This window comes from Aminobacter sp. J41 (assembly GCF_000526635.1).
Lineage (GTDB): Bacteria > Pseudomonadota > Alphaproteobacteria > Rhizobiales > Rhizobiaceae > Aerobium.
This window is the reverse complement of the sequence record NZ_JAGL01000001.1, coordinates 277,493-299,543: the sequence shown is the minus strand read 5'-3', so window position 1 is coordinate 299,543 and position 22,051 is coordinate 277,493. Positions and strand designations below refer to the sequence as shown.

Annotated in this window: 21 protein-coding genes; 12 read left to right on the top strand and 9 right to left on the bottom strand. The window is 64.8% G+C overall.

Annotated features, from left to right (window positions below; all coding sequences use genetic code 11):
• Nucleotides 1–10: 10 nt before the first annotated feature.
• The gene (locus tag L630_RS0101420; protein WP_024846506.1) at nt 11–319 is read right to left on the bottom strand and encodes a DUF2849 domain-containing protein; all 309 of its coding nucleotides are present in this window, start codon (nt 317–319) and stop codon (nt 11–13) included.
• Complete coding sequence (gene cysG / locus L630_RS0101415; RefSeq protein ID WP_186441629.1) at nt 316–1,776, bottom strand: siroheme synthase CysG; 1,461 nt, start codon at nt 1,774–1,776, stop codon at nt 316–318. The genes L630_RS0101420 and cysG overlap by 4 nt, the downstream gene beginning before the upstream one ends.
• Nucleotides 1,777–1,971: 195 nt before the next feature.
• Between cysG and L630_RS0101410 the strand changes: the two genes are divergently transcribed.
• The gene (locus tag L630_RS0101410) at nt 1,972–2,424 is read left to right on the top strand and encodes a host attachment family protein (RefSeq protein ID WP_024846504.1); all 453 of its coding nucleotides are present in this window, start codon (nt 1,972–1,974) and stop codon (nt 2,422–2,424) included.
• 9 nt (nt 2,425–2,433) lie between these two features.
• On the opposite strand, the gene L630_RS0101405 is transcribed toward L630_RS0101410, so the two are convergent.
• From L630_RS0101405 to L630_RS0101385, 5 genes are all read right to left on the bottom strand, one after another.
• The gene (locus L630_RS0101405; RefSeq protein WP_024846503.1) at nt 2,434–3,183 is read right to left on the bottom strand and encodes an SDR family oxidoreductase; all 750 of its coding nucleotides are present in this window, start codon (nt 3,181–3,183) and stop codon (nt 2,434–2,436) included.
• 61 nt (nt 3,184–3,244) lie between these two features.
• Complete coding sequence (locus tag L630_RS0101400; protein ID WP_024846502.1) at nt 3,245–5,389, bottom strand: transglycosylase domain-containing protein; 2,145 nt, start codon at nt 5,387–5,389, stop codon at nt 3,245–3,247.
• A gap of 214 nt (nt 5,390–5,603) precedes the next feature.
• The gene (locus L630_RS0101395; RefSeq protein WP_034329085.1) at nt 5,604–6,752 is read right to left on the bottom strand and encodes a PQQ-dependent sugar dehydrogenase; all 1,149 of its coding nucleotides are present in this window, start codon (nt 6,750–6,752) and stop codon (nt 5,604–5,606) included.
• A gap of 94 nt (nt 6,753–6,846) precedes the next feature.
• On the bottom strand, nt 6,847–8,553 hold the full coding sequence (locus L630_RS0101390) for a SulP family inorganic anion transporter (RefSeq protein WP_024846500.1): 1,707 nt from the start codon (nt 8,551–8,553) through the stop codon (nt 6,847–6,849).
• Nucleotides 8,550–8,807, bottom strand: coding sequence for a helix-turn-helix transcriptional regulator (locus L630_RS0101385; RefSeq protein ID WP_024846499.1), 258 nt, complete (start codon nt 8,805–8,807; stop codon nt 8,550–8,552). The genes L630_RS0101390 and L630_RS0101385 overlap by 4 nt, the downstream gene beginning before the upstream one ends.
• A 129-nt stretch (nt 8,808–8,936) precedes the next feature.
• On the opposite strand from L630_RS0101385, the gene L630_RS0101380 reads away from it, so the two are divergent.
• Nucleotides 8,937–9,287, top strand: a complete 351-nt coding sequence (locus L630_RS0101380) for a MarR family transcriptional regulator (RefSeq protein ID WP_024846498.1) — start codon at nt 8,937–8,939, stop codon at nt 9,285–9,287.
• Entirely contained in the window at nt 9,284–10,144 is an 861-nt protein-coding gene (locus L630_RS0101375; RefSeq protein ID WP_024846497.1) for an NlpC/P60 family protein, read from the top strand. The genes L630_RS0101380 and L630_RS0101375 overlap by 4 nt, the downstream gene beginning before the upstream one ends.
• 434 nt (nt 10,145–10,578) lie before the next feature.
• Here the strand turns inward: L630_RS0101375 and acnA are convergent, their stop codons facing one another.
• Nucleotides 10,579–13,269, bottom strand: coding sequence for an aconitate hydratase AcnA (gene acnA / locus L630_RS0101370; RefSeq protein WP_024846496.1), 2,691 nt, complete (start codon nt 13,267–13,269; stop codon nt 10,579–10,581).
• Between the two features lie 270 nt (nt 13,270–13,539).
• Between acnA and ccmA the strand changes: the two genes are divergently transcribed.
• The 9 genes from ccmA to rpsP all read left to right on the top strand — a co-directional run bounded on the left by ccmA (nt 13,540) and on the right by rpsP (nt 20,599).
• Entirely contained in the window at nt 13,540–14,151 is a 612-nt protein-coding gene (ccmA, locus tag L630_RS0101365; protein WP_024846495.1) for a heme ABC exporter ATP-binding protein CcmA, read from the top strand.
• A 919-nt stretch (nt 14,152–15,070) separates the two neighbouring features.
• Nucleotides 15,071–15,736 carry a heme exporter protein CcmB gene (gene ccmB / locus L630_RS0101360; RefSeq protein WP_024846494.1) on the top strand — a complete coding sequence of 222 codons (666 nt, stop codon included), beginning with the start codon at nt 15,071–15,073 and terminating at the stop codon, nt 15,734–15,736.
• Between the two features lie 80 nt (nt 15,737–15,816).
• Entirely contained in the window at nt 15,817–16,572 is a 756-nt protein-coding gene (locus L630_RS0101355) for a heme ABC transporter permease (RefSeq protein WP_024846493.1), read from the top strand.
• The gene (gene ccmD, locus L630_RS0101350) at nt 16,569–16,733 is read left to right on the top strand and encodes a heme exporter protein CcmD (RefSeq protein ID WP_024846492.1); all 165 of its coding nucleotides are present in this window, start codon (nt 16,569–16,571) and stop codon (nt 16,731–16,733) included. The genes L630_RS0101355 and ccmD overlap by 4 nt, the downstream gene beginning before the upstream one ends.
• Complete coding sequence (locus L630_RS0101345) at nt 16,730–17,311, top strand: DsbE family thiol:disulfide interchange protein (protein WP_024846491.1); 582 nt, start codon at nt 16,730–16,732, stop codon at nt 17,309–17,311. The genes ccmD and L630_RS0101345 overlap by 4 nt, the downstream gene beginning before the upstream one ends.
• A 142-nt stretch (nt 17,312–17,453) precedes the next feature.
• On the top strand, nt 17,454–17,969 hold the full coding sequence (locus L630_RS0101340) for a DUF1236 domain-containing protein (protein ID WP_024846490.1): 516 nt from the start codon (nt 17,454–17,456) through the stop codon (nt 17,967–17,969).
• A 292-nt stretch (nt 17,970–18,261) separates the two neighbouring features.
• On the top strand, nt 18,262–19,836 hold the full coding sequence (gene ffh / locus L630_RS0101335; RefSeq protein WP_024846489.1) for a signal recognition particle protein: 1,575 nt from the start codon (nt 18,262–18,264) through the stop codon (nt 19,834–19,836).
• 7 nt (nt 19,837–19,843) lie between these two features.
• Nucleotides 19,844–20,161, top strand: a complete 318-nt coding sequence (locus tag L630_RS0101330) for a chorismate mutase (protein ID WP_024846488.1) — start codon at nt 19,844–19,846, stop codon at nt 20,159–20,161.
• A 45-nt stretch (nt 20,162–20,206) separates the two neighbouring features.
• On the top strand, nt 20,207–20,599 hold the full coding sequence (gene rpsP, locus L630_RS20890; RefSeq protein WP_034329083.1) for a 30S ribosomal protein S16: 393 nt from the start codon (nt 20,207–20,209) through the stop codon (nt 20,597–20,599).
• Nucleotides 20,600–21,253: 654 nt separating this feature from the next.
• On the opposite strand, the gene L630_RS0101320 is transcribed toward rpsP, so the two are convergent.
• Entirely contained in the window at nt 21,254–21,958 is a 705-nt protein-coding gene (locus tag L630_RS0101320) for a pyrimidine 5'-nucleotidase (protein ID WP_024846487.1), read from the bottom strand.
• Between the last annotated feature and the right edge of the window lie 93 nt (nt 21,959–22,051).

Here is a 22,051-nt window from a genome sequence, read left to right as displayed (position 1 = left end):
CAGCTTGCACTCAGGCTGCGACGGCGATGAAGCGCTCGGCCTGCTTGCCTAGGTCGCGGCGGTTGGTCGGACCGGCGGCGCGGATGCGCTCGCGCAGGCGCACCGGGCGCACCACGCCGTCGACGAGTTCGACATCGATCAGGTTGACGTCGACGACCTCGTTCTTACAGAGCGCAGCCTTGCCCGCGCGGATCAGCTTTTCCTCGGTTGCCTCGTCGAGCGCGATCTCCGCGCCCTGGATCGTCGGGGTCCATGAATGGTCTGCGGCAAGCCAGACGGCTTCGCCATTGGTAAGGCGGTTCGCAGTCAGAACTTTCATCGCATCGTCCTTTCAAGGTTGCTGTGGGCGCTGTCGCGCCGGGCAATCGGTTCCGAGTTGCGGAAGTTGGCGCCGGCGACGGCATCGCCGATGATCGTCATCACCGGGCCGGTCAGGTCCTCGCGGCTCTCGAGGCCGGGAAGGTCGGCAAGCGTGCCGTGGAACAGGCGGCGGTGGGGCAGGCTCGCATTCTCGACGACGGCAACCGCCGTGTCAGGCGAAAGCCCTGCGTCGGCAAGGTACTGGGCCACTTCGGCCGCGTTGGAGCGCCCCATATAGACGACGACAGTCGCGCCATCGATCGCAAGTTTTGCCCAGTCCGGCAGCGCGCCGCCCTTGAGGTCATGACCGGTGGTGAACACCATCGACGAGGCAACGCCGCGCAGCGTCAGCGGCAGGTCGAAATCGGCGGCGGCGGCAAAGGCAGCGGTCACGCCCGGCACCACCTCGTAGGAGATGCCTGCCTCGCGCAGCGCCGCCATTTCTTCGCCCGCACGGCCGAACACCAGCGGATCGCCGGACTTCAGCCGCACCACGCGCTTGCCCTTGCGGCCGAGCTCGACCAGCAGCTCGTTGATCTCGTTCTGGCTCTTCGAGTGGCAGCCCTTGCGCTTGCCGGCATAAATGCGCTCGGCATCCCGGCGCCCGAGTGCAACGACCGCTTCCGGCACCAGCGCGTCATGCACGATGACGTCCGCTTCCATCAGCAGGCGGTGCGCACGCAGGGTAATCAGGTCTTCGGAGCCCGGACCGGCGCCAACCAGCACAACATGGCCCTTTTCCGGCGCGCCAGAAAGCAGCCGCTCGGCGGCGCGACTGGCTGCCTCGTCGTCCCCGGCGGTGACGGCACGTGCCGGCTCACCTTCGAAGAACGACTTCCAGAAGTCGCGGCGCGCGGCCCCGCGCGGCACGATCCGCTCGACGGCATCGCGCCAGGACGCGGCAAGCTGAGCCAGCCTGCCGAGTGCCGGTGGGAGGATGCGATCGATGCGCGAGCGGATGATCTGGGCAAGCACGGGACCCGCACCCTCGGTGCCGATGGCGATTGCCACCGGCGCGCGGTTGATGAGGGCCGGGGTGAAGAAGTCGCAAAGTTCCGGCCGGTCGACAGCATTGACCGGAATGTTCGCTGCGCGGGCGTCGGCGGCCACGCGCGCGTCGAGTTGCGCCCCGCCGCTGGCAGCAAACACCAGCGCGACGCCGAACAGGTGCGAGGTGCGGTAGCTTTCGCGGATAATCTCGACACCGTTCTCGCCCGCCCATGCTTCCAGCGCCGGTTCCGGATTTTTAGCAACGATCTTGAGCTCCGCTGAGCTCTGGGCGATCAGGCGTGCCTTCGCCAGCGCCTCGTCGCCTTCGCCGACGATGACCACGGCTTCACCTTCAACCCGCATGAAGATCGGGAAGGTGTTGAGCCGTTGAACTTGCGGCAAGGAATTGAGGGCACGAAGGGACATGCCCGAATACTCGCCGTTGCGGAAGAAAATCTGAAGGAACCTTCTCGCGCCACTTCATGAAAGGGGAAATCGCTTTTCTTAGATTCCGCTAAATGCCGAAAAATGAGTGCACGACTTCGCCTAAGTTAAGCCGGAACATCCGGTGGAGGCCGGAGTTCAACTTCGAAAGACCTTCAGCAACGAGAGGAGCGGAACATGCCTGCTATTCGTCTTGAACGCGACGCCTGGGTGGTGGTGGCCGATGGGGAGAAGGCACTTTTCCTGCGCAACGAAGGTGATGTCAGGAAGCCCGACCTTCAGGTGTTCCGCGAGCTGGTCGAGGTCAATCCGCCGACCCGCGAGCAGGGTGCGGCTCAGCCCGGCCGCTTCAGCGGCGGCGCGAGCGCCCACCGCAGCGCGCTGGAGGAAACCGACTGGCAGCGCATCGGCAAGGAGCGTTTTGCCAAGCAGATTTCCGAGCGCCTCTACAAGTCCGCGCATCGCGGCGACTATGACAAGCTGGTGATCGTCGCGCCTCCGCTCGTTCTCGGCGAAATTCGCAAGGAGATGCACAAGGTGGTGGCGGAAAGGCTCATCGGCGAGGTGCCGAAGACCCTTACCAACCACACCATCGAGGGTATCGAGAAGCTCTTGTCGGAAGACTGGTGATCTTCGCCGTCAGACGTGCTGGCCGCCGTTGATGTGGATCTCGGCGCCGGTCACGTAGGACGCCTGCTGCGAGCAGAGGAAGTAGATGATGTCGGCGACTTCGCTGGTCGAACCCAGCCGCCGCATCGGAATCGTCTCAACAATCTTTTCCGTGCCGGGCGACAGGATCGAAGTGTCGATCTCGCCTGGCGCGATCGCGTTGACGCGGATGCCGTGCGGGCCGAAGTCGGCGGCCATCTCGCGCGTCAGCGACGACAGCGCCGCCTTCGACGTCGCATAGGCCGTGCCGGCGAAGGGGTGCACGCGCCCGCCGGCAATGGACGAGACGTTCACCACGGAGCCCTTGGCGTTGGCCAGTTCCTTGAACAGGCCGCGCGCCAGCATGATCGGCGCGAAGAAATTGACCTGGAAGACGTCGCGCCAGACATGCATCGGCGTCTCGATCGAGTTCATGCGCTTGCCGCCCTCGAGCTTTGGCGAGATCGCCGCATTGTTGACGAGCGCGTCGAGCGCGCTGCCGTCCTTCATCAGCCGGTGGCGGATTTCCGCAACCGCCGCGCCGACGTCCTCCGGGTCCGAGAGGTCCACCTTGATGTGGTCCTCGGGACCGGACGGCCAAGGGCAGTTTTCGGCAAACGGCTGGCGCGAGCAGGTGATGACGCGCCAGCCCTCGCGCGAGAAGCGCTTGACGGTTGCGTGTCCGATGCCCCGGCTCGCGCCGGTCAGTACGATCGTTTTCCTGCGAGTCTCTTCAGCCATGTTCGGATCTCCCGCGAGCTATGTAGCCGAGGCGGACCATTTAGGCGAGAGCGGCAAAACGTCAGTTTCCGAGGATGATGTCCATGATCGAGCCGATCCGCCCGCCGCCCTGCGCCGCTGGCTGGACCGAACCGGTGGGTGCGGTGGCAACGTTTCCGCCATCCGACGACTGGCTCAGCACACTCTCGATGTCGGACAGCACCCGGCCGTTCCAGCCGCCCGGCAGCTGTGCCACCGGCACGCCCTCATGCGCGGCGGTCATGAAGTCGTGCCAGGCTTGCGCCGGCAGCTGGCCGCCGGTCAGTCCCTTGGTCGGGCTGCCGTCGTCATTGCCGAGCCACACGCCGGTCGTCAGGTTCGCCGTGAAGCCGACGAACCATGCGTCACGCGAATTCTGCGACGTGCCAGTCTTGCCAGCCGCCGGCCAGCCGAAGGCGGCGCGCTTGGCCGTGCCTTCCTTCACGGCGCCGGCCATCATTGAGTTCATCATGCCAATGATCTCGGCGCGGGCAACGCGCGGGCCCATCGACGCCTTGTGCTCGTAGAGCACCTCGCCCTTCGCCGTCTTGATGCGGCGCACGAAGTGGATTTCAGGGCGGAAGCCGCCATTCGAAAACGGCACATAGGCGGACGTAAGTTCGAGCGGCGTCACTTCCGAGGTGCCGAGCGCGATGGAAAGATTCGGCTCGAGGTTGGACTGGATGCCCATGCGCCAGGCCGTCTCAACGATCGCCGCCGGGCCGACCTGCTGCGCGAGCTGCGCCGCAACCGAGTTCACCGACCGCGCCAGCGCTGTCGAGAGCGGGATCTGGCCGTAGTACTTGTCGTTGAAGTTCTTCGGCGCCCATTTGCCGATCTTGATCGGCGCGTCGTTGACGATCGTGTCCGGGAAGTAACCATTTTCGAGCGCCGCCATGTAGACGAACGGCTTGAAGGCCGAGCCCGGCTGGCGCTTGGCTTCCGAGGCGCGGTCGAATTGGCTGGTCGCGTAGTCGTAGCCGCCGACCATGGCGCGCACGGCACCGCTCGCGTCGATCGAGACCAGCGCGCCCTGGCTCACATTGTGCTTCTTGCCCTCCGCATCGATCACGTTGCGGATCGCGCCTTCGGCAAAGGTCTGCAGCACCAGGTCAACCGTTGTCTCGACGACGATGTCGGTGCGCACTTCGCCGATCAGCTCCGGCAGCTCCTCCATGATCCGGTCGGCGACGTAGTTTTCGGAACCTGTCCAGAAGGCGGGCGCGCGCACGGCTGGCGCGTTCATCGCCAGCTGCAGCTCGGCATCGCCGATCATGTTTTCCTCGCGCATTGCGGCGAGCACCAGCTTGGCGCGCTTTTCCGCCGCTTGCGGGTCGCGCGCGGGCGACAGGCGCGACGGCGCCTTGAGCAGGCCAGCAAGGAGAGCGGCTTCGGAGAGCGAGACGTCACGCGCGGATTTGCTGAAATAGCGCCGCGAGGCAGCCTCGACGCCATAGGAACCCGAGCCGAAATAGACCCGGTTGAGATACATTTCGAGGATCTGGTCCTTGGTGTAGGTGCGCTCCAGCCAGAAGGCCATCAGCACTTCCTGCACCTTGCGCTCGATGGTGCGCTCAGGTTTCAGGAACAGGTTCTTCGCCAGCTGTTGGGTCAGCGTCGATCCGCCCTGGCCAAGCCTGCGGTCAACGATGTTGGACACGAACGCGCGGGCAAGGCCGATGGGGTCGACGCCGAAATGCGAGTAGAACCGGCGATCCTCGATGGCGATCACCGCTTGCGGGATGAACGGCGACATTTCGTGCAGGCCGATTTCCTCGCCGCCGGTCATGCCGCGATTGGCGACCAGCTGGCCGTTCATATCGATGATTCGTACGTTCGGCGGTCGGTCCGGGATCGACCAGGTGGTCGCGGCCGGCATCTTCGCGCCGATATAGGCGACGAGGCCGACGCCCGCGATGCCGGCCCAAAGGCACAGCACCATCGACCAGTAGGCGGCGGTCTTCAGGAAACCGAAGAAGCCGCGCCGTTTCTTGCGGCCGCGTCCGCCCTTGCGCGCCGTTCCCGCCGGTTCGCGGCGGGAAGAAGCCTTTGAACTGCCGGATTTTGACCTGGGCTGCGTTGGCACGACCCGGTCTTCCTCGCTCACGAAGAAGCCGCTTTTCGGTTCATCCGCCCCGAAAGCGTCGAAGCTCGGTTCGATTCGTGCAGGTTTCTTACGGTTGGCCATCCGCCCCGGTATCCAAAACGACCCTAGAGTCGGTCGCACTGGAACCTAATCCGGGCATTTTAATGGGCAGTTAAGCCTGTCCTTGCATACATTGTTCGATATTTGTTGACAGACTGTTGACTGAAAAAATGAAGATGATGTAGAAGGTAGTTCTCAGGCAACGAACCTCGCCGATCCCTTGGGTAAGGCGGGGTTCATTGCGTTTGGGCGGCTGTCATTCCGCCGGGGCAATCCGCAGGATCATCCCGTTGTCCTCGTCCGTCGCCACGTAGATCGCTCCATCCGGTCCCTCCGCCACGTCGCGGATGCGGAAATCGAGATCCTCCAGCAGCCGCTCCTCGTGCGTGACCTTCTCGCCGTCGAGTTCGAGCCGCACCAGCGCTGTCGAGGCGAGGCCGCCGACGAACAGATTGCCCTGCCATTTCGGGAAGGCGTCGCCGCCGTAGAAGATCATGCCCGATGGCGCGATCACCGGCGTCCATTGGTAGATTGGATCTTCCATGCCGGGCGCCGAGGTGCCCTCGCCAATCCGCGGCCCGTAATATTCGCGGCCGAAGGTGACGACCGGCCAGCCATAGTTCGCGCCCGGTCGGATGATGTTGAGCTCGTCGCCGCCGCGCGGCCCGTGCTCGATCTCCCACAGCACGCCGGTTTCCGGATGCAGCGCTGCCGCCTGCGAATTGCGGATGCCGTAGGCGTAGATCTCCGGCAGCGCGTCGCTGCGTCCGACGAACGGGTTGTCGTCAGGCACGCTGCCGTCGGGATTGATGCGCGCGATGGTGCCTAGGTGCGTCGTCAGGTCTTGCGCGTGGTCGCGAAACTGCCGGTCGCTGCGCTCGCCCATCGTCACGTACAGGTGTCCTTCATTGTCGAACACCAGCCGCGAGCCGAAATGCGCGGTGCTCTCCACCTTCGGCTGCTGCGAGAAAATCACCTCGACGTTCTCGAGCGCGGTGCGGTCTTCGCTGAGCCGCCCGCGCGCGACCGCGGTGCTGTTGCCGCCTTCGCCTGCTTCCGCAAAGCTCAGATAGACCAGCCGGTTGCTGCCGAAATCGGGATCGAGCGCAACGTCCAGCAGGCCGCCCTGGCCGCGCGCGTCAACTTGCGGCGTGCCGCTGATCGGCTCGGACTTCGACCCGTCCGCCTTCACGACCCGCAGATTACCCGGCCGCTCGGTGACCAGCATGTCGCCATCGGGGAGGAACGCGATCGCCCACGGATGGTCGAGCCCTTCCGTCACCACCGTGACGAGGATCGCGCCCTTTTCCGTGTCAAACTGGTTTTCCTGTGCGAATGCCGCGCCGCCGGCTCCAACCAGCGCCGCGACTGCGGCCACGCTTGCCTTGAGGATTGATCGAACCATCCCGCTTCCTTCCCTTGTTGGATAGTAGCGAAAGGAAGGAAGCGTGCTATCGATCCGGCGCTCACAAATTTGTGTCCGCCAGGACGTTCGTCCCTCAGGCGGCCTCGACTTCAGCCTTGCCCCCGATCTCCTCGAGCGCCTCGTCGATCGACGGGTAGAACTCGACCAGCGGCTGGCGCACGCCATTGGCGATCAGCAGCCGGCGGACGTTCGCCGACGCGCCGGTGATGATGACGCGCACGTCCTTCTTATGCGCCTTGCGCACCGCGCCCTCGACCACGTTCGCCGCCGTCGAGTCGATCAGCGGCGCGCCGCTGAAGTCGAGGATGAAGTTCCTGCGCTGGTCGGCGATGCGGTCGAGCACGGAGCTCACCATCGACGCGGTGCCGAAGAAGAACGCGCCCGAGATGCGGTAGATGACCGTGTTCGGGTCGTCCGCTTCATGCGGGTCGTAAGGCTTCCTGCGGCCGTTGGTGCTGTCCGGCTTGTCCTCCTCGACCGAGACGGCGGTCGACATGCGGTGGATGAAGAGCAGCGCGCCGAGCACGAAGCCGACGACGATGCCTTCGGTGAGGTCGCGGAAGACCACCAGCAGGAAGGTCACGGCGAGCACCACCGCATCGCCCCAGGAGGACTGCACCAGCGCCTTGATCGCCTCGCGCTCGATCATGTTGAGCGAGACGACGACCAGCACGCCGGCAAGGGCCGCCAGCGGAATGTGCGCGGCAAGCGGTGCCGCCACCAGCATGAAGCAGAGCAGGAACGCCGAGTGCAGCATGCCCGAGATAGGGCCGCGCGCGCCGGCACGCACATTGGTTGCCGTGCGGGCGATGGTGCCGGTGACCGGCACGCCGCCGAACAGCGCCGAGCCGATATTGGCGACGCCCTGCGCCACCAGTTCGCAGTTCGAGCGATGGCGCCGCCCGCTCATGCCGTCGGCCACGACCGCCGACAGCAGCGACTCGATCGCGCCGAGCAGGGCAAAGGCGATCGCGTCGGGCAGCACGGCCTGGATCTTTTCGAGCGAGATCGCCGGGATATGCGGCGCCGGCAGGGTGCGAGGAATGCCGCCGAAGCGCGTGCCGATCGTCTCGACGCCAAGGCCGAGGAGCGGCACTGCCGCCGCCGTGACCGCAACGGCGATCAGCAGGCCCGGCCAGGTCGGCTTCCACTTCTTCAGGCCAAGGATGATGCCGATCGTCGCGATCGCGATGCCGACCGCGGCGGGCGTCACCGTATTGGCCGCGCCCACCAGCGCTTCGAGCTTCGGCAGGAATTCCGCGGGCTCCGGGCCGTCCAGCGTCAGGCCGAACAGGTCGCGCAGCTGGCTCGACAGAATGATGATGCCAATGCCGGCGGTAAAGCCGATCGTCACCGGATAGGGGATGAACTTGATGTAGGTGCCGAGCCTGAGATACCCGATCGCCAGCAGGAAGAAGCCGGCCATGAAAGTCGCGAGCAGCATGCCGTCGAGACCCTGGCGATGCACGCACGAGGCCACCAGCACGATGAAGGCGCCGGCAGGGCCGCCAATCTGGAAGCGGCTGCCGCCCAGCAGCGAGACGAGGAAGCCGCCGACGATGGCGGTGTAAAGGCCCCGGTCGGGCGAGACGCCGGAGGCGATGGCGATCGCCATCGACAGGGGCAGGGCGACGATGGCGACGGTCAGACCCGCCAGCGCGTCGTCGCGGAGGGCGGAAAGGCCGTAGCCCTCGCGCAGCACCGTGACCAGCTTGGGAGTAAACAAATCGCGGAAACTCGCGGCTGGCGTCATTTGTCCTGCGCGACTGTCTTGCGTCATTTTATCGAAGGCTCCTTCAACCGGACGCCGCGTCCTCCGGCGTCGCTCGTCTGGTTCTCGCCGATGAGCTGGATGCCGGCGCGGTCGAGCGCCTCGATCACCTTCATCAGCGTGTCGACATTTGCCCGGACCACCCCGTCGCTCGCTTCCATCCGCTGGATCGTCGGCAGGGACACGCCTGCCATCTCGGCCAGGGTCTTCTGGTCGATCTGGGCAAGGGCCCTCGCGGCGCGCATCTGGGTGGAAGTGATCAAAACAAATGTCCTGCAACTCATTTATGATGTTTCATACATAAGTATGCGCGCTTCACATGTAAAGGGACATGTCCCCATAGCTGCTCCCTCGGAAACGGAAGCGAAACGAATTGCCGCTACGTAATGGTCATGGCTATCGTGATGCGCCCCAGCCAGTCGCTGCGGCTCTGGCAGCAGGTGATGCTGGCGGAGGTGAGGGGAGATTTTCACGACCTGACGATGCGCCAGATGGCGATCCTGCTCACCATCTATCTCGATCCGCCGCCGCACACGGTGCGCTCGCTCGCCGAAAAGCTCAACGTATCGAAGCCGGTCATCACCCGGGCTCTGGACACGATGGGTGCAATGAAGCTTGTCTCGCGTCATCGCGATGAAAAGGACAGGCGCAACGTGCTGATTCGACGTACGGTGGAAGGTGCGCTCTATGTCGAGCGCATCGGCGATGTCATCATCGACAAGGCTGCGGAGCTTCCACTTTGACCTCTCTCGACCGACGACTGAACGCTTTCCGGCCCGACCTTGCCGACGCGCGCCTGAAGGGGCAGGTCGAGGCCAGCCGCTTCGTGGAGGGCCGCCCGATGCAGGTGGCGATACCCGTCCTCGACATCCGCAACGCGCCGCGGCCGGATGCCGGCCAGGACACCCAGCTCCTCCTCGGCGATCGCGTCCGCGTCTTCGAGGAGACCGAAGGCTTCGCCTGGCTGCAGTCGGAGCGCGACGGTTATGTCGGCTATGCCTCCAGCGCCGGCCTTGCCGAGATTTCCGCCGAGCCGACCCATGTCGTCGCCGTCCCGCGAACCTTCTCCTACCGCGAGCCGGACATGAAGAAGCCCGCGACCGGCTGCTATTCGCTCGGCAGCCGCTTTCACGTCGCCGGCACCGCCGAGACCCGCGGCCTCGGATACTGCGTGCTTGCCTCCGGCGAGGCCCTGGTTGCCTCGCATCTGCGCCCGATCGACCACGTATCCAGCGACTTCGTCGCGGTCGCCGCGATGCTCGAACGCACACCCTATCTCTGGGGCGGCACCAGCGCCTTCGGCATTGACTGCTCCGGCCTCGTCCAGCTGTCGATGCGCATGGTGGGCCGCACCGTCCTGCGCGACACCGACATGCAGGCTAGCTCGATCGGCGAGCCCATCGAGATCTGCGACGACCTCAGCGGCCTTCGCCGCGGCGACCTCGTCTTCTGGAAGGGCCACGTCGCCATCTTGGTCGACGAGGAAAACATCATCCACGCCAACGGCCACACCATGTCGGTCGCCCGCGAACCGCTCCGCCAGGCAGTCGACCGCATCGCCTACATTTATGGCAAGCCGACGGGCTTTCGCCGGCCGTAATCTGTTTGCTCCGCTGGTTTGCCGGGGAAGTTCCGGCATGGATCGTCGGCTCGAGGCCGACGATGACGAAGCTGGTACGTATTCGGGCAAACACGACCGTCGCCGAGCCGCGCCGCCGGCGGCGCCGCCCGGACATTTCCTCCTCGTCATCCTCTGCTCAAGGCCGACGATGATGAACCTGGTACGTACTCGTTCAAACACGACTGCCGCAGAGCCGCGCCGCCGCAAAGGTTTTTCGGACACCTCCTCCTCGTCATCCCCGGCCTTGAGCCGGGGATCCAGGCCTGAACGCATCGGCCGCGCGGGGCGGTGCAAACATAGCTGCTGGGCCGTCTCTGAGCGCTGACCGCCGCTGAGACCACAACCATCCCCCAAACGAAAAATCCCTCCCCGTTGCCGGGGAGGGATCTTCATTTTCGCTATCCGCGAGTGGCTTAGGCAGCCAGGTCGCGCAGAACGTACTGCAGGATGCCGCCGTTCTTGTAGTAGTCGAGCTCGTCGAGTGTATCGATGCGGCAGAGCACCGGAACCTCGCGGACGGTACCGTCGGCATAGGTCACCTTGGCCACCATCTTCTGGCGCGGCTTGATGTCCTCGATGCCTTCGATGTCGACAGTCTCGTCGCCCTTCAGGCCAAGCGAAGCCCAGCTCGTGCCCTCTTCGAGGGTGAACGGGATAACGCCCATGCCGACGAGGTTCGAGCGGTGGATGCGCTCGAAGGACTGCGCGATCACGGCGCGGACGCCGAGCAGGTTGGTGCCCTTCGCAGCCCAGTCACGCGACGAGCCGTTGCCGTACTCGACGCCGGCGAAGATGACGAGCGGCACGCCCTCGGCCTTGTAGCGCATGGCGGCGTCGTAGATCGACAGCTCTTCCTTCGACGGATAGTGGATCGTGTAGCCACCTTCCTTGCCGTTTTCGCCGAGCATGTGGTTGCGGATGCGGATGTTGGCGAAGGTGCCGCGCATCATCACCTCATGATTGCCGCGACGCGTGCCGTACTGGTTGAAGTCGGCAACGGCAACGCCGTTATCGGTGAGGTACTTGCCAGCCGGCGAAGCAGCCTTGATCGAACCGGCCGGCGAAATGTGGTCGGTCGTGATCTTGTCGCCGAACAGGCCGAGGATGCGTGCGCCATTGATCGGGGCAACCGCGCCGGCCTGCTTCGGCATGCCGACGAAGTACGGCGGGTTCTGCACGTAGGTCGACTTTGGATCCCACGCATAGGTCTCGCCCGACGGAGCCTGGACCTTCTGCCAGTTCTCGTCGCCCTTGAAGACGTCGGCGTACTTCTTCGCGAAGATGTCGCGGGTCACGTACTGCTCGATGAACTCGTTGATCTCCTGCGAGGTCGGCCAGATGTCCTTCAGGTACACCGGCTGGCCGTCAGCACCCTCGCCGAGCGGCTCGGTGGTCAGGTCCTTGGTGACGGTGCCTGCGAGCGCGTAGGCGACGACGAGCGGCGGCGAAGCGAGGTAGTTCGCCTGGACGTCCGGAGAGACGCGACCCTCGAAGTTGCGGTTGCCCGAGAGCACGGCGCCGGCGATCAGGCCCTTCTCGTTGATGGTCTTCGAGATCGGGGCTGGGAGCGGACCGGAGTTGCCGATGCAGGTGGTGCAGCCGAAGCCGACGAGGTTGAAGCCGATCTGGTCGAGCTCCTTCTGCAGGCCAGCCTTCTCCAGGTACTCGGCAACGACCTGCGAGCCAGGAGCAAGCGAGGTCTTGACCCACGGCTTCTGCTTCAGGCCCACGCGGTTCGCGTTGCGGGCGAGGAGGCCAGCGGCGATCAGCACCGACGGGTTCGAGGTGTTGGTGCACGAGGTGATCGCGGCGATCACGACGTCGCCATGGCCGAGATCGAAGTTCTCGCCCTCAACGGCATAGCGCTTGGCCGTGTCGACCGTCTTCTTGTACTCGTTCTCGAGCGCGACCGCGAAGTTCTTGGCAATGTCCTGCAGCGGAGCGCGGCCTTCCGGACGCTTCGGGCCGGCCATCGACGGAACGACGGTGCCCATGTCGAGCTCGAGCGTGTCGGTGAAGACCGGATCCGGCGTGTCGGCATCGCGCCACATGCCCTGAGCCTTCGAGTAAGCTTCGACGAGCGCGATGCGGTCGGCGGCGCGGCTCGAAGTGGTCAGGTAGCGGATGGTTTCCTTGTCGACCGGGAAGAAGCCGCAGGTCGCGCCGTATTCCGGACCCATGTTGGCGATGGTCGCGCGGTCGGCGAGCGTCATGTTGGACAGGCCCGGGCCGAAGAACTCGACGAACTTGCCGACGACGCCCTTCTTGCGCAGCATCTGGGTGACGGTGAGTACGAGGTCGGTCGCGGTGACGCCTTCCTTCAGGCTGCCGGTCAGGCGGAAGCCGATGACCTCAGGCAGGAGCATGGAGACCGGCTGGCCGAGCATGGCAGCCTCGGCCTCGATGCCGCCGACGCCCCAGCCAAGGACGCCAAGGCCGTTGACCATGGTGGTGTGCGAGTCGGTGCCGACGCAGGTGTCCGGATAGGCGACGGTGACGCCGTCCTCTTCCTTCGTCCAGACGGTCTGGGCGAGGTATTCGAGGTTGACCTGGTGGCAGATGCCGGTGCCGGGCGGCACGACGCGGAAGTTGCGGAACGCCTGCTGGCCCCACTTGAGGAACTTGTAGCGCTCTTCGTTGCGCTGGTACTCGAGTTCCACGTTGCGGGCGAACGACAGCGGGTTGCCGAAGTCATCGACGATGACCGAGTGGTCGATGACGAGGTCGACCGGAACCAGCGGGTTGATCTTCTGCGGATCGCCACCGAGAGCGGCGATGCCGTCGCGCATGGCGGCCAGGTCCACCACTGCCGGAACGCCGGTGAAGTCCTGCATCAGGACGCGAGCCGGACGGTAGGCAATCTCGACCCCGGCGGTACCCTTGTCCACCAGCCAGGCGGCAACGGCCGAGATCGATTCCTTGGTGACGGAGCGGCCGTCTTCGTTGCGAAGCAGGTTCTCCAGCAGAACCTTCATCGAGAAGGGCAGGCGGCTGACGCCTTCCAGGCCGTTCTTCTCGGCTTCGATCAGGCTGAAATAGGTGTACTCCTTGTCGCCCACGGAAAGGGTGCGGCGGCAATTGAAGCTGTCGAGTGAGTTGGACACGTGCGATCCTCAAAAACGTCGTTTGCCGATCGGGTAACGGACGCCTGTGGCATGCTAACACGCGCAAAGGTGCGGGTACGGTCATTTCCGCTGTCCGCTCCCATGCGACCCGGCCGTTCAAGGCGGCGCGCGCGCTGGTTCGGCGCAAATTAGTTTCCGTGCCGACCGCTGGCACGGTTGCCCCGCATATAGAGAAGTTCTTAAAATGATTCTAGTGGATTTGCTGATCCGCAGCGGTTTTGCTGCGTGCCGGAACGAAAGCGGGTGACAATGCGGCTGATCGCCGAAAACCTTTGCGGGGAGCGCGGCGGCGAGCCGGTTTTTTCAGGGATCGACTTCCAGCTGGGCAGCGGCGAGGCCCTCATCGTCACCGGCGCGAACGGCTCCGGCAAGTCGACTTTGCTGCGAATCGTCGCTGGTCTGCTGCCTGCCGCGACAGGGTCGATTCGCCTCGACGGCTGCGATCCGGAAGAATTTCCCTCCGTCGCTTCCGCCACCCACTATCTCGGCCATGGCAACGCGATGAAGACGGCGCTCACGGTCGAGGAGAATTTGCGCTTCTGGCGCGAGTTCAACGGTTCGCCGCACCTTGCCATCGACGAAGCGCTCGACATGGTCGGCCTGCCCCAGGTGGCGAGCCTTCCTTACGGCTATCTTTCGACTGGGCAGAAGCGCCGCATCTCGATTGCCAAGCTTCTGGTCAGCTACCGGCCGGTCTGGCTGCTCGACGAGCCGACCGCCGGCCTCGACAAGGCGTCCGAACACCAGTTTGCGGCGCTGATGCGGGCCCATCTCGAGGACGGCGGCATCATCGTCGCCGCCACCCACATTCCTCTTGGCCTCGAAGGGGTGATGACCCTGCCGATGACGGAGCGCCACTGATGGCGGCGCGGGCCGGACAGAATGTTCTGGCTGACAGGGGCGGTGCGGGTTCGGAAGTCCGTCTTCGAGCGGTGGTTGGGGAGTTCAATGGTGACGCCAACCTGCGCGGCGAGGCGAGAGGGACGAGCCACATCCTCCAACGCGCCGAAGTGAGGGATGCGAGGCTGACCCCCACCCCTAACCCCTCCCCACAAGGGGGAGGGGAACGTTGGCAATCGCCGGCGTCTGGCTTGGTTTCAGGGTCGTGCGTTAGTCGCTCCCCGACGCGCACGGTTCCTTCGCAGGGACAAATTTCCTCGCGGACACGCCTGACGTCTCAGGATAAGCTCCAAAATCCCCGTCCCCCTTGTGGGGAGGGGTTAGGGGTGGGGGTACGTTTCCCTTCCATTGCCGAACCGCTTCCCCGCTTCGGCCGAAGGGGTAGAAATAGGGATTGTCCGCCCCTGTCCCTCACTGAGCTGAAACCGAAGGGCAAGCCGACTTCTGCCGAATTGGGACCGTCGAATTCCACCCCCACCCCTAACCCCTCCCCACAAGGGGGAGGGGAATGTTGGCAATCGCCGGCGTATGGCGTGGTTTCAGCGTCGCGCGACAGTCGCTCCCCGACGCGTGCTGTTATCTCGCAGGGACAAATTTCCTCACGGACACGCCTGACGTCTCACGACAAACTCCAAAATCCCCCTCCCCCTTGTGGGGAGGGGTTAGGGGTGGGGGTAACCTCTCTCGCGACTTCCGCGCCCTTCCGTAACAAGTACTCGCCGCGTGGGGGCTCGCTCCACATCTCCCATGAACCCGAAACAGTCGGTGTTGGTGTGGCTTCCCAACTCGGGTCCCGATCCCACGTGACACCCGCCCCGCGTTCCGTGCTAGAAGCCCTGCCGCACGCCCGTCACTCCATTCACGTCACTGCGGCCCGACCATGCTAGCGCTTTTCATTCGCGATCTTCGCCTTGGCGTTCGCGCCGGTGGCGGGGCGCTGGTCGGCGTCCTGTTCTTCCTTGCCGTTGTGGCGGTGGTGCCGTTCGGCGTCGGCCCTGACCTTAACCTGCTGGCGCGCATCGGCCCGGCGATCCTGTGGATCGGGGCGCTGCTCGCCTCGCTGCTCGGCCTCGACCGGCTGTTCCAGGCCGACCGCGAGGACGGCTCGCTCGACCTTCTGATCCTTGGCGAAAGCCGGCACATGCTGGCGCTGACCGTGCTGGTCAAATGCCTCGCCCACTGGGTCTCGGCCGTGCTGCCGCTGGTAGTCGCCTCGCCGCTTCTCGGCCTCTTCATGAACATGGAGCCGCTCGGCATCGGTGCGACAACCGTGACGCTCCTTGCCGGAACGCCCGCCATCGCCTTTATCGGCGCGGTGGGTGCGGCGGTCGCGGTGGCGCTGCCGCGCGGCGGCCTGCTCGTATCCGTGCTGGTGCTGCCGCTCGCTATCCCGGTTCTCATCTTCGGCGTCTCGGCCGCCTATGGCGCGGTGAACGACCCCGAGCCGTTCCTGCCGCCCTTCCTGATCCTCTCGGCATTGACGATGTTCTTTGCCGTTCTGGGGCCGGTCGCCGCCGCTTTTGCGCTCAAGTCCAACGTCGACTGAGCCTTGACGCGCGAAAACGTCTCACGCGGGTTTGATCTGCGCCAATTGCGCCAGCGTCGGCCGCGGTTTATCTAGCGCGCATGACCGAGACAGCAGCAAGTTCCGGCCGGTGGATGGATCTGGCCAACCCGACGCGGTTCGTCACGCTGGCCGACCGGCTCGTGCCGTGGCTGGCGGTGCTGTCTGCCGTGGTGCTGGCCGTCGGCATCTGGCTCGCCTTTGCCGCGCCCGAGGACTACCAGCAGGGCATCACCGTGCGCATCATGTACATCCACGTGCCGTTCGCGTGGCTGTCGATGATGTGCTACTCGATCATGGCGCTGTCGTCGCTGGGCACGCTGGTGTGGCGCCATCCGCTCGCCGACGTTTCGGTGAAGTCAGCAGCGCCGATCGGCGCCGTCTTCACGCTGCTTGCGCTTGCTACCGGCTCGATCTGGGGCAAGCCGATGTGGGGCACCTGGTGGGTGTGGGACGCCCGCCTGACCTCCGTCTTCGTGCTCTTTCTTATGTATCTCGGCATCATCGCGCTCACCCGCGCGCTGGATGATCCGGGCCGCAGCGCCCGTGCCGCCGCGATCGTCACGCTGGTCGGCTTCGTCAACATTCCGATCATCAAGTTTTCCGTCGAGTGGTGGAACACGCTGCACCAGCCGGCGTCGGTCATCCGCCTCGACGGCCCGACCATCCATCCGTCGATGCTGTGGCCGCTGTTGATCTGCGCGCTCGGCTTCACGCTGCTGTTCTTCACTCTGCATCTGATGGCCATGCGCACCGAGATCTGGCGCCGCCGCGTCTCGTCGATGCGCAAGATCGCTGCTCGGGAGGCCGGCCGATGAGCGCGCACGCTCTTTATGTTCTGTCGGCCTATGGTGTTTCGGCGATCGGCCTTGCCTTCCTCGCCGCCTGGATCCTGATTGACCAGAGGGCTCGCAAACGTGAGCTCGCCGAGCTCGAGGCCGCGGGCGTGCGCCGCCGCTCAACGAAGGCAGCATCATGAGCGAGCAGGTCGAAAATCCGGGCCGCCGCCGCTGGCTGCTCCTTCTGCCGCTGGCGCTGTTCCTGGCGCTTTCCGGCGTGTTCCTCGTCCAGCTGCTGTCCGGCCGCGACAGCTCGGTCATTCCGTCCGCGCTGATCGGCCGCGAGGCGCCGGTGACGTCGCTGCCCGCGCTCGACGGCATCAACCTGCCGGGCTTCGACCCGGCGCAGTTCGCCGGCAAGGTGACGCTGGTCAATGTCTGGGCCTCATGGTGCGCGCCCTGCCGTCAGGAGCATCCGCTGCTGATGCAGCTCGCCGCCGACGGCCGCTTTGATATTGCCGGCCTCAACTACAAGGACCAGCCGGAGAACGCCCGCCGGTTCCTCAATGAGCTGGGCAATCCCTACACGCTGATCGGCACCGACGATTCCGGCCGCGCCGCGATCGAATGGGGCGTCTACGGCGTGCCGGAGACCTTCCTCGTCGGCAAGGATGGGCGCATCGCCTACAAGCATGTCGGCCCGTTTTCCCCCGAGGTCGTGACGCGCGAGCTGATGCCGCAGATCGAGAAGGCGCTTGCCGCCGGCGCCTCGAGCTAGGTCGCAGCGCCCCCCTTCCGCCTCAATGAATTTGTCCTGCCGGCTGGCGTGAAAATGTGATCGCGGCCCCTGCAAAGGCTTGGAACATCATCATCTCTTCCTGTCCGTTTGGTGCGCCGAGGGAGGCCCAAAGGAGAAGAAGATGAAAGCCAAGCTTTTCACCTCGGCTGCGGCAGTTGCTCTGTTTGCGATGGCGGGTTCCGCGTTTGCGCAGCAGGCCGTCGTCGCTGCCTCGGACCTCGACGTCAGGGCAGGGCCCGGATCAGAGCATCAGGTCGTCGGCATCATTGCGGCGGAATCCGAAGCAACCGTCCTCGGCTGCGACCGCGTGAGCGGCTGGTGCGAGGTCGAATCCGGCCAGGTCGCCGGCTGGGTCAACTCCGAATATCTCGATGACCTTGGTCCGGACATCTACATCAACGAAGGTCCGGTCGGCAGCATCCAGAACATCGAGCCTGGCGCGTCGGTCATCAGCTACATCGAGTCCAACCGCTACGATCCGGTGCAGGTCGAAACCGAGATCCGCGTCGGCGAAGTTCTTCCGGGCGACGTCGAGCTGCACGCGATCCCCGACTACGAGTATCGCTACGTGTACGTGAACGACCGGCCGGTGCTGGTCGAGCCGGACACGAGGCGCATCGTCTACATCGTCCGGTAGGCCCCTCAAACTGACGGGCGATGTTGGAGCCGTCGGCTGTTTGCAGCCGGCGTTTTCCATTTTTCTTGACTCCGGTCAGCTTTTCCTGTCTACAGCCTCGAAATTCAGCGACGAGTGACAACTCCGAGCCACCGACCAGGACGGTCTTCGCAGTGAGAAGACAGTGATCCCGGAGGTCAACACCCGGCAGCGCGATGCGCCCCCGGGTGCCCACTGGCTTTGGAGTTTGGCATCCTGCCGCTGAGGTATTACCTCTCTGGCGAGATCATTCGGCAGGGAACGGGAAAAGCGGATGTTTGAATCACTTCAGGAACGCCTCGGATCCATTCTGAACGGCCTTACCGGCCGTGGTGCGCTCTCGGAAGCCGACGTCTCGGCGGCGCTGCGCGAGGTTCGCCGCGCGCTGATCGAGGCTGACGTCGCGCTCGAGGTCGTGCGTTCCTTCACCGATCGCGTCCGCGCCAAGGCGGTCGGTGCCGAGGTCCTGAAGTCGATCAAGCCCGGCCAGATGGTCGTCAAGATCGTCCATGACGAGCTGGTCGAGATGCTGGGCTCCGAGGGCGAGACGATCGACCTTAATGCGCCGGCTCCCGTCGTTATCATGATGGTCGGCCTGCAGGGTTCGGGTAAGACCACCACCTCCGCCAAGATCGCCAAGCGGCTGACCGAGCGCCAGGGCAAGAAGGTCCTGATGGCCTCGCTCGACACCCGCCGTCCGGCCGCCCAGGAGCAGCTGCGCCAGCTCGGCGAGCAGACCGGCGTTTCGACGCTGCCGATCGTCGCCGGCCAATCGCCGGTCGAGATCGCGCACCGCTCGGTGCAGGCCGCGAAGCTCGGCGGCTACGACGTCGTCATCCTCGACACCGCCGGCCGTACCCACATTGACGAGCCACTGATGATCGAGATGGCGGAGATCAAGGCCGCCTCGAACCCGCACGAGATCCTGCTGGTCGCCGACTCGCTGACCGGTCAGGACGCCGTCAACCTCGCCCGCAATTTCGACGAACGCGTCGGCGTCACCGGCCTGGTGCTCACCCGCATGGACGGCGATGGCCGCGGCGGTGCGGCCCTGTCGATGCGCGCCGTCACCGGCAAGCCGGTCAAGCTCATCGGCGTCGGCGAGAAGATGGACGCGCTGGAGGAATTCCATCCCCGGCGTATCGCCGACCGCATCCTCGGCATGGGCGACATCGTCTCGCTGGTCGAGAAGGCGGCCGCCACCCTCGACGCGGAAAAGGCCGCGGCGATGGCCAAGAAGATGCAGTCGGGCAAGTTCGACCTCGACGATCTTCTCGATCAGCTGCGCCAGATGCAGAAAATGGGCGGCATGGGCGGCATCATGGGCCTGATGCCCGGCATGGCTAAGATGAAGGACCAGATTGCCGCCGCTGGCCTCGACGACAAGATGTTTGCGCGCCAGATCGCCATCATTCAGTCGATGACGAAGGAAGAGCGCGCCAATCCGGACCTTCTGAAGCACTCGCGCAAGAAGCGCATCGCCGCCGGTTCCGGCACCGATGCCGCGCAGATCAACAAGCTTCTGAAGATGCACCGCCAGATGGCGGACATGATGAAGGCGATGGGCGGCAAGGGCAAGGGCGGTGGCATGATGCGCGCCGCCATGGGTGGCCTTGCCTCCAAGATGGGCCTTGGCGGCCTGATGGGCGGCGGCATGCCCGACCTTTCGAAGATGGACCCCAAGCAGCTCGAGGCCCTGCAGAAGCAGGCCGAGGCAGCTGGCCTTGGCGCAGGTCTGCCGAAGAGCCTGCCCGGCGGTCTTCCGGGTGGACTTCCCGGCGGCGGCCTTCCGGGTCTGCCTGGTGGATTGAAGCTTCCCGGCCTGCCGGGCGGCGTGAAAAAGAAGTGAGGGGGCAATGACAGAAGACACGGCCAGGTCGCCTTACGAGCAGCTCGCCGAGTACCGCATCTCGATCGACAACATCGATGCGGCGCTCGTCCACATGCTCGCCGAGCGTTTCCGCTGCACCAAGGCAGTGGGCGTGCTCAAGGCCAAGTACGATCTGCCGCCCGCAGATCCGGCCCGTGAAACGCAGCAGATCGCGCGCCTGCGCCAGCTGGCTCAGGACGCGCGTCTCGACCCGGATTTCGCTGAGAAGTTCCTGAACTTCATCATTCGCGAAGTCATCCGCCATCACGAGGCAATTGCCTCGGAGAAGGAATCCCTTTCCTGAATTCAACGGAATGCCTTTAGGCCAGAACATCTAGGAGAAACGAACATGGCACTGAAAATCCGTCTTGCCCGCGCTGGCTCCAAGAAGCGCCCCTACTACCACATCGTCGTTGCCGACCAGCGCGCCCCGCGCGACGGCCGCTTCCTCGAGCAGCTCGGCTCGTGGAACCCGATGCTGCCGAAGGACGGCCAGCGCGTCGTGCTGAACGAAGACCGCATCAAGCACTGGCTGTCGACCGGCGCCCAGCCGACCGACCGCGTCGCCCGCTTCCTGGCTGACGCCGGCCTCGTTGCTCGCGAAGCCCGTAACAACCCGACCAAGGCTATCCCGGGCAAGAAGGCCCAGGAGCGCATCGCTGCTGCAAAGCAGGCCGAGGAAGAGGCTGCCGCCAAGGCTGCCGAGGCTGCTGCAGCTGCCGCCGAAGGCGCTTCCGAGTAAGCTTCTCGCCTAAAGGCACAAATGAAATGGCGGGTCCTCGACCCGCCATTTTTGTTTTCGGGCGGGGTTTCCTTCTGGCGCCCGATCACGCCCCGTCTGTGGACTCGAACGCGCCTTTTGTCTTCCCGGCGGGTCGGCCTTAGATTTCTTGCCGGAACGTGCACTTCCTCTGCAGAGCCAACCGTCGTAAGGATTTGGGGCTGCGCCCCTTCGCCCGCTCCAGCCTCCTCCGCTTCTGGGTGCGCCTCCCGCGTCTGGAAAGGTTCCGCGCGACCGCAAGCGGAACCCTCTGCTCCTGCCCTGCAACGTCTCCGGCATGGATGGCCGGGTCAAGCCTGGCCATGACGAACGGGAGAGGCGACAGGAAGAGGAGAGCCCTCCTCATCGTCTCCCATTGCGGAACACACGACTCTCGATGCCAACGGCGGGGCGAAGTTATGGATGATGCATTTCCACTTCGTCATGGCCGGGCTTGACCCGGCCATCCGTGCCTGAACGCTGAAGCCGCACCGGCGTTACGGAACGACGTGATGACATTGCCCCGCGGATCCTCCCCCATTTATGGGGGAGGGGGACCATGCGAAGCATGGAGGAGGGGGCGTGCTCGTGCGCCCCCATAACAGTACCATGCGCCGGATCCGCCACCGGCCGCCGCTACAGCCCCGCAAGGATCGTGTTGAGGAAGCCGGAGAGGTTGTCGGTCACGTAGTCGACATCGTCCTCGTGCTCGGGATCCTGCTCCCAGATCTCCGAGAAGGTCGGCTCGAAATTGTTCGGCACGATCAGCACCGTCGTCATGCCGAGCGCCTTGGGGACCGAGAGGTTGCGCGCGAGATCCTCGAACATGACCGCGTTCGGCGCGTCCACCCGGTGGATGCCGAGGAACTTGTCGTAGGGCTCGCGCGCGGGTTTCGGCACGAGGCCGGCCGCGACGATGTCGAAAATGTCGTCGAAATCGTCGAGGATGCCGAGCTGGCGCGCGGTGTTTTCCGCGTGCCGCCGGTCGCCATTGGTGAAGATGAACTTTCGCCCGGGCAGCTGGCGGATCGCCGCGCCCAGCGCCGGGTCCGGCTGCACCCAGGAATAGTCGATGTCGTGCACCTTGTTGAGAAAATCGTCCGGATCGATGCCGTGGCGCGTGATCAGCCCGTTCATCGTCGTGCCGTATTCGCGGTAAAGCTCTTTCTGCACCTTGCGCGCCTCGTCCCGCGGCAGCTGCAACAGCTCGGCCACATAGGCCGTCATCTTCACGTCGATCTGCGCGAACAGGTTCGTGTGATGCGGGTAGAGCGTGTTGTCGAGGTCGAACACCCAGTCGGTGACATGGGCGAAGCGGGCGGGATCGGGTGCGTTTGTCATGGCCACTGCCTAGCCCATCTGTGGCCCGGAATGAAGGCCGCTGCCGGGCGGCGACAAGGAAATGCGGCCGATCGTTCAAATTTGATCTATTAG

Coding starts and splice junctions, on each gene's coding strand:
- L630_RS0101420 (WP_024846506.1), bottom strand. CDS start 319: ATGAAAGTTCTGACTGCGAACCGCCTTACCAATGGCGAAGCCGTCTGG.
- cysG (WP_186441629.1), bottom strand. CDS start 1,776: ATGTCCCTTCGTGCCCTCAATTCCTTGCCGCAAGTTCAACGGCTCAAC.
- L630_RS0101410 (WP_024846504.1), top strand. CDS start 1,972: ATGCCTGCTATTCGTCTTGAACGCGACGCCTGGGTGGTGGTGGCCGAT.
- L630_RS0101405 (WP_024846503.1), bottom strand. CDS start 3,183: ATGGCTGAAGAGACTCGCAGGAAAACGATCGTACTGACCGGCGCGAGC.
- L630_RS0101400 (WP_024846502.1), bottom strand. CDS start 5,389: ATGGCCAACCGTAAGAAACCTGCACGAATCGAACCGAGCTTCGACGCT.
- L630_RS0101395 (WP_034329085.1), bottom strand. CDS start 6,752: ATGGTTCGATCAATCCTCAAGGCAAGCGTGGCCGCAGTCGCGGCGCTG.
- L630_RS0101390 (WP_024846500.1), bottom strand. CDS start 8,553: ATGACGCAAGACAGTCGCGCAGGACAAATGACGCCAGCCGCGAGTTTC.
- L630_RS0101380 (WP_024846498.1), top strand. CDS start 8,937: ATGGCTATCGTGATGCGCCCCAGCCAGTCGCTGCGGCTCTGGCAGCAG.
- ccmA (WP_024846495.1), top strand. CDS start 13,540: ATGCGGCTGATCGCCGAAAACCTTTGCGGGGAGCGCGGCGGCGAGCCG.
- ccmB (WP_024846494.1), top strand. CDS start 15,071: ATGCTAGCGCTTTTCATTCGCGATCTTCGCCTTGGCGTTCGCGCCGGT.
- L630_RS0101355 (WP_024846493.1), top strand. CDS start 15,817: ATGACCGAGACAGCAGCAAGTTCCGGCCGGTGGATGGATCTGGCCAAC.
- ccmD (WP_024846492.1), top strand. CDS start 16,569: ATGAGCGCGCACGCTCTTTATGTTCTGTCGGCCTATGGTGTTTCGGCG.
- L630_RS0101345 (WP_024846491.1), top strand. CDS start 16,730: ATGAGCGAGCAGGTCGAAAATCCGGGCCGCCGCCGCTGGCTGCTCCTT.
- L630_RS0101340 (WP_024846490.1), top strand. CDS start 17,454: ATGAAAGCCAAGCTTTTCACCTCGGCTGCGGCAGTTGCTCTGTTTGCG.
- ffh (WP_024846489.1), top strand. CDS start 18,262: ATGTTTGAATCACTTCAGGAACGCCTCGGATCCATTCTGAACGGCCTT.
- L630_RS0101330 (WP_024846488.1), top strand. CDS start 19,844: ATGACAGAAGACACGGCCAGGTCGCCTTACGAGCAGCTCGCCGAGTAC.
- rpsP (WP_034329083.1), top strand. CDS start 20,207: ATGGCACTGAAAATCCGTCTTGCCCGCGCTGGCTCCAAGAAGCGCCCC.
- L630_RS0101320 (WP_024846487.1), bottom strand. CDS start 21,958: ATGACAAACGCACCCGATCCCGCCCGCTTCGCCCATGTCACCGACTGG.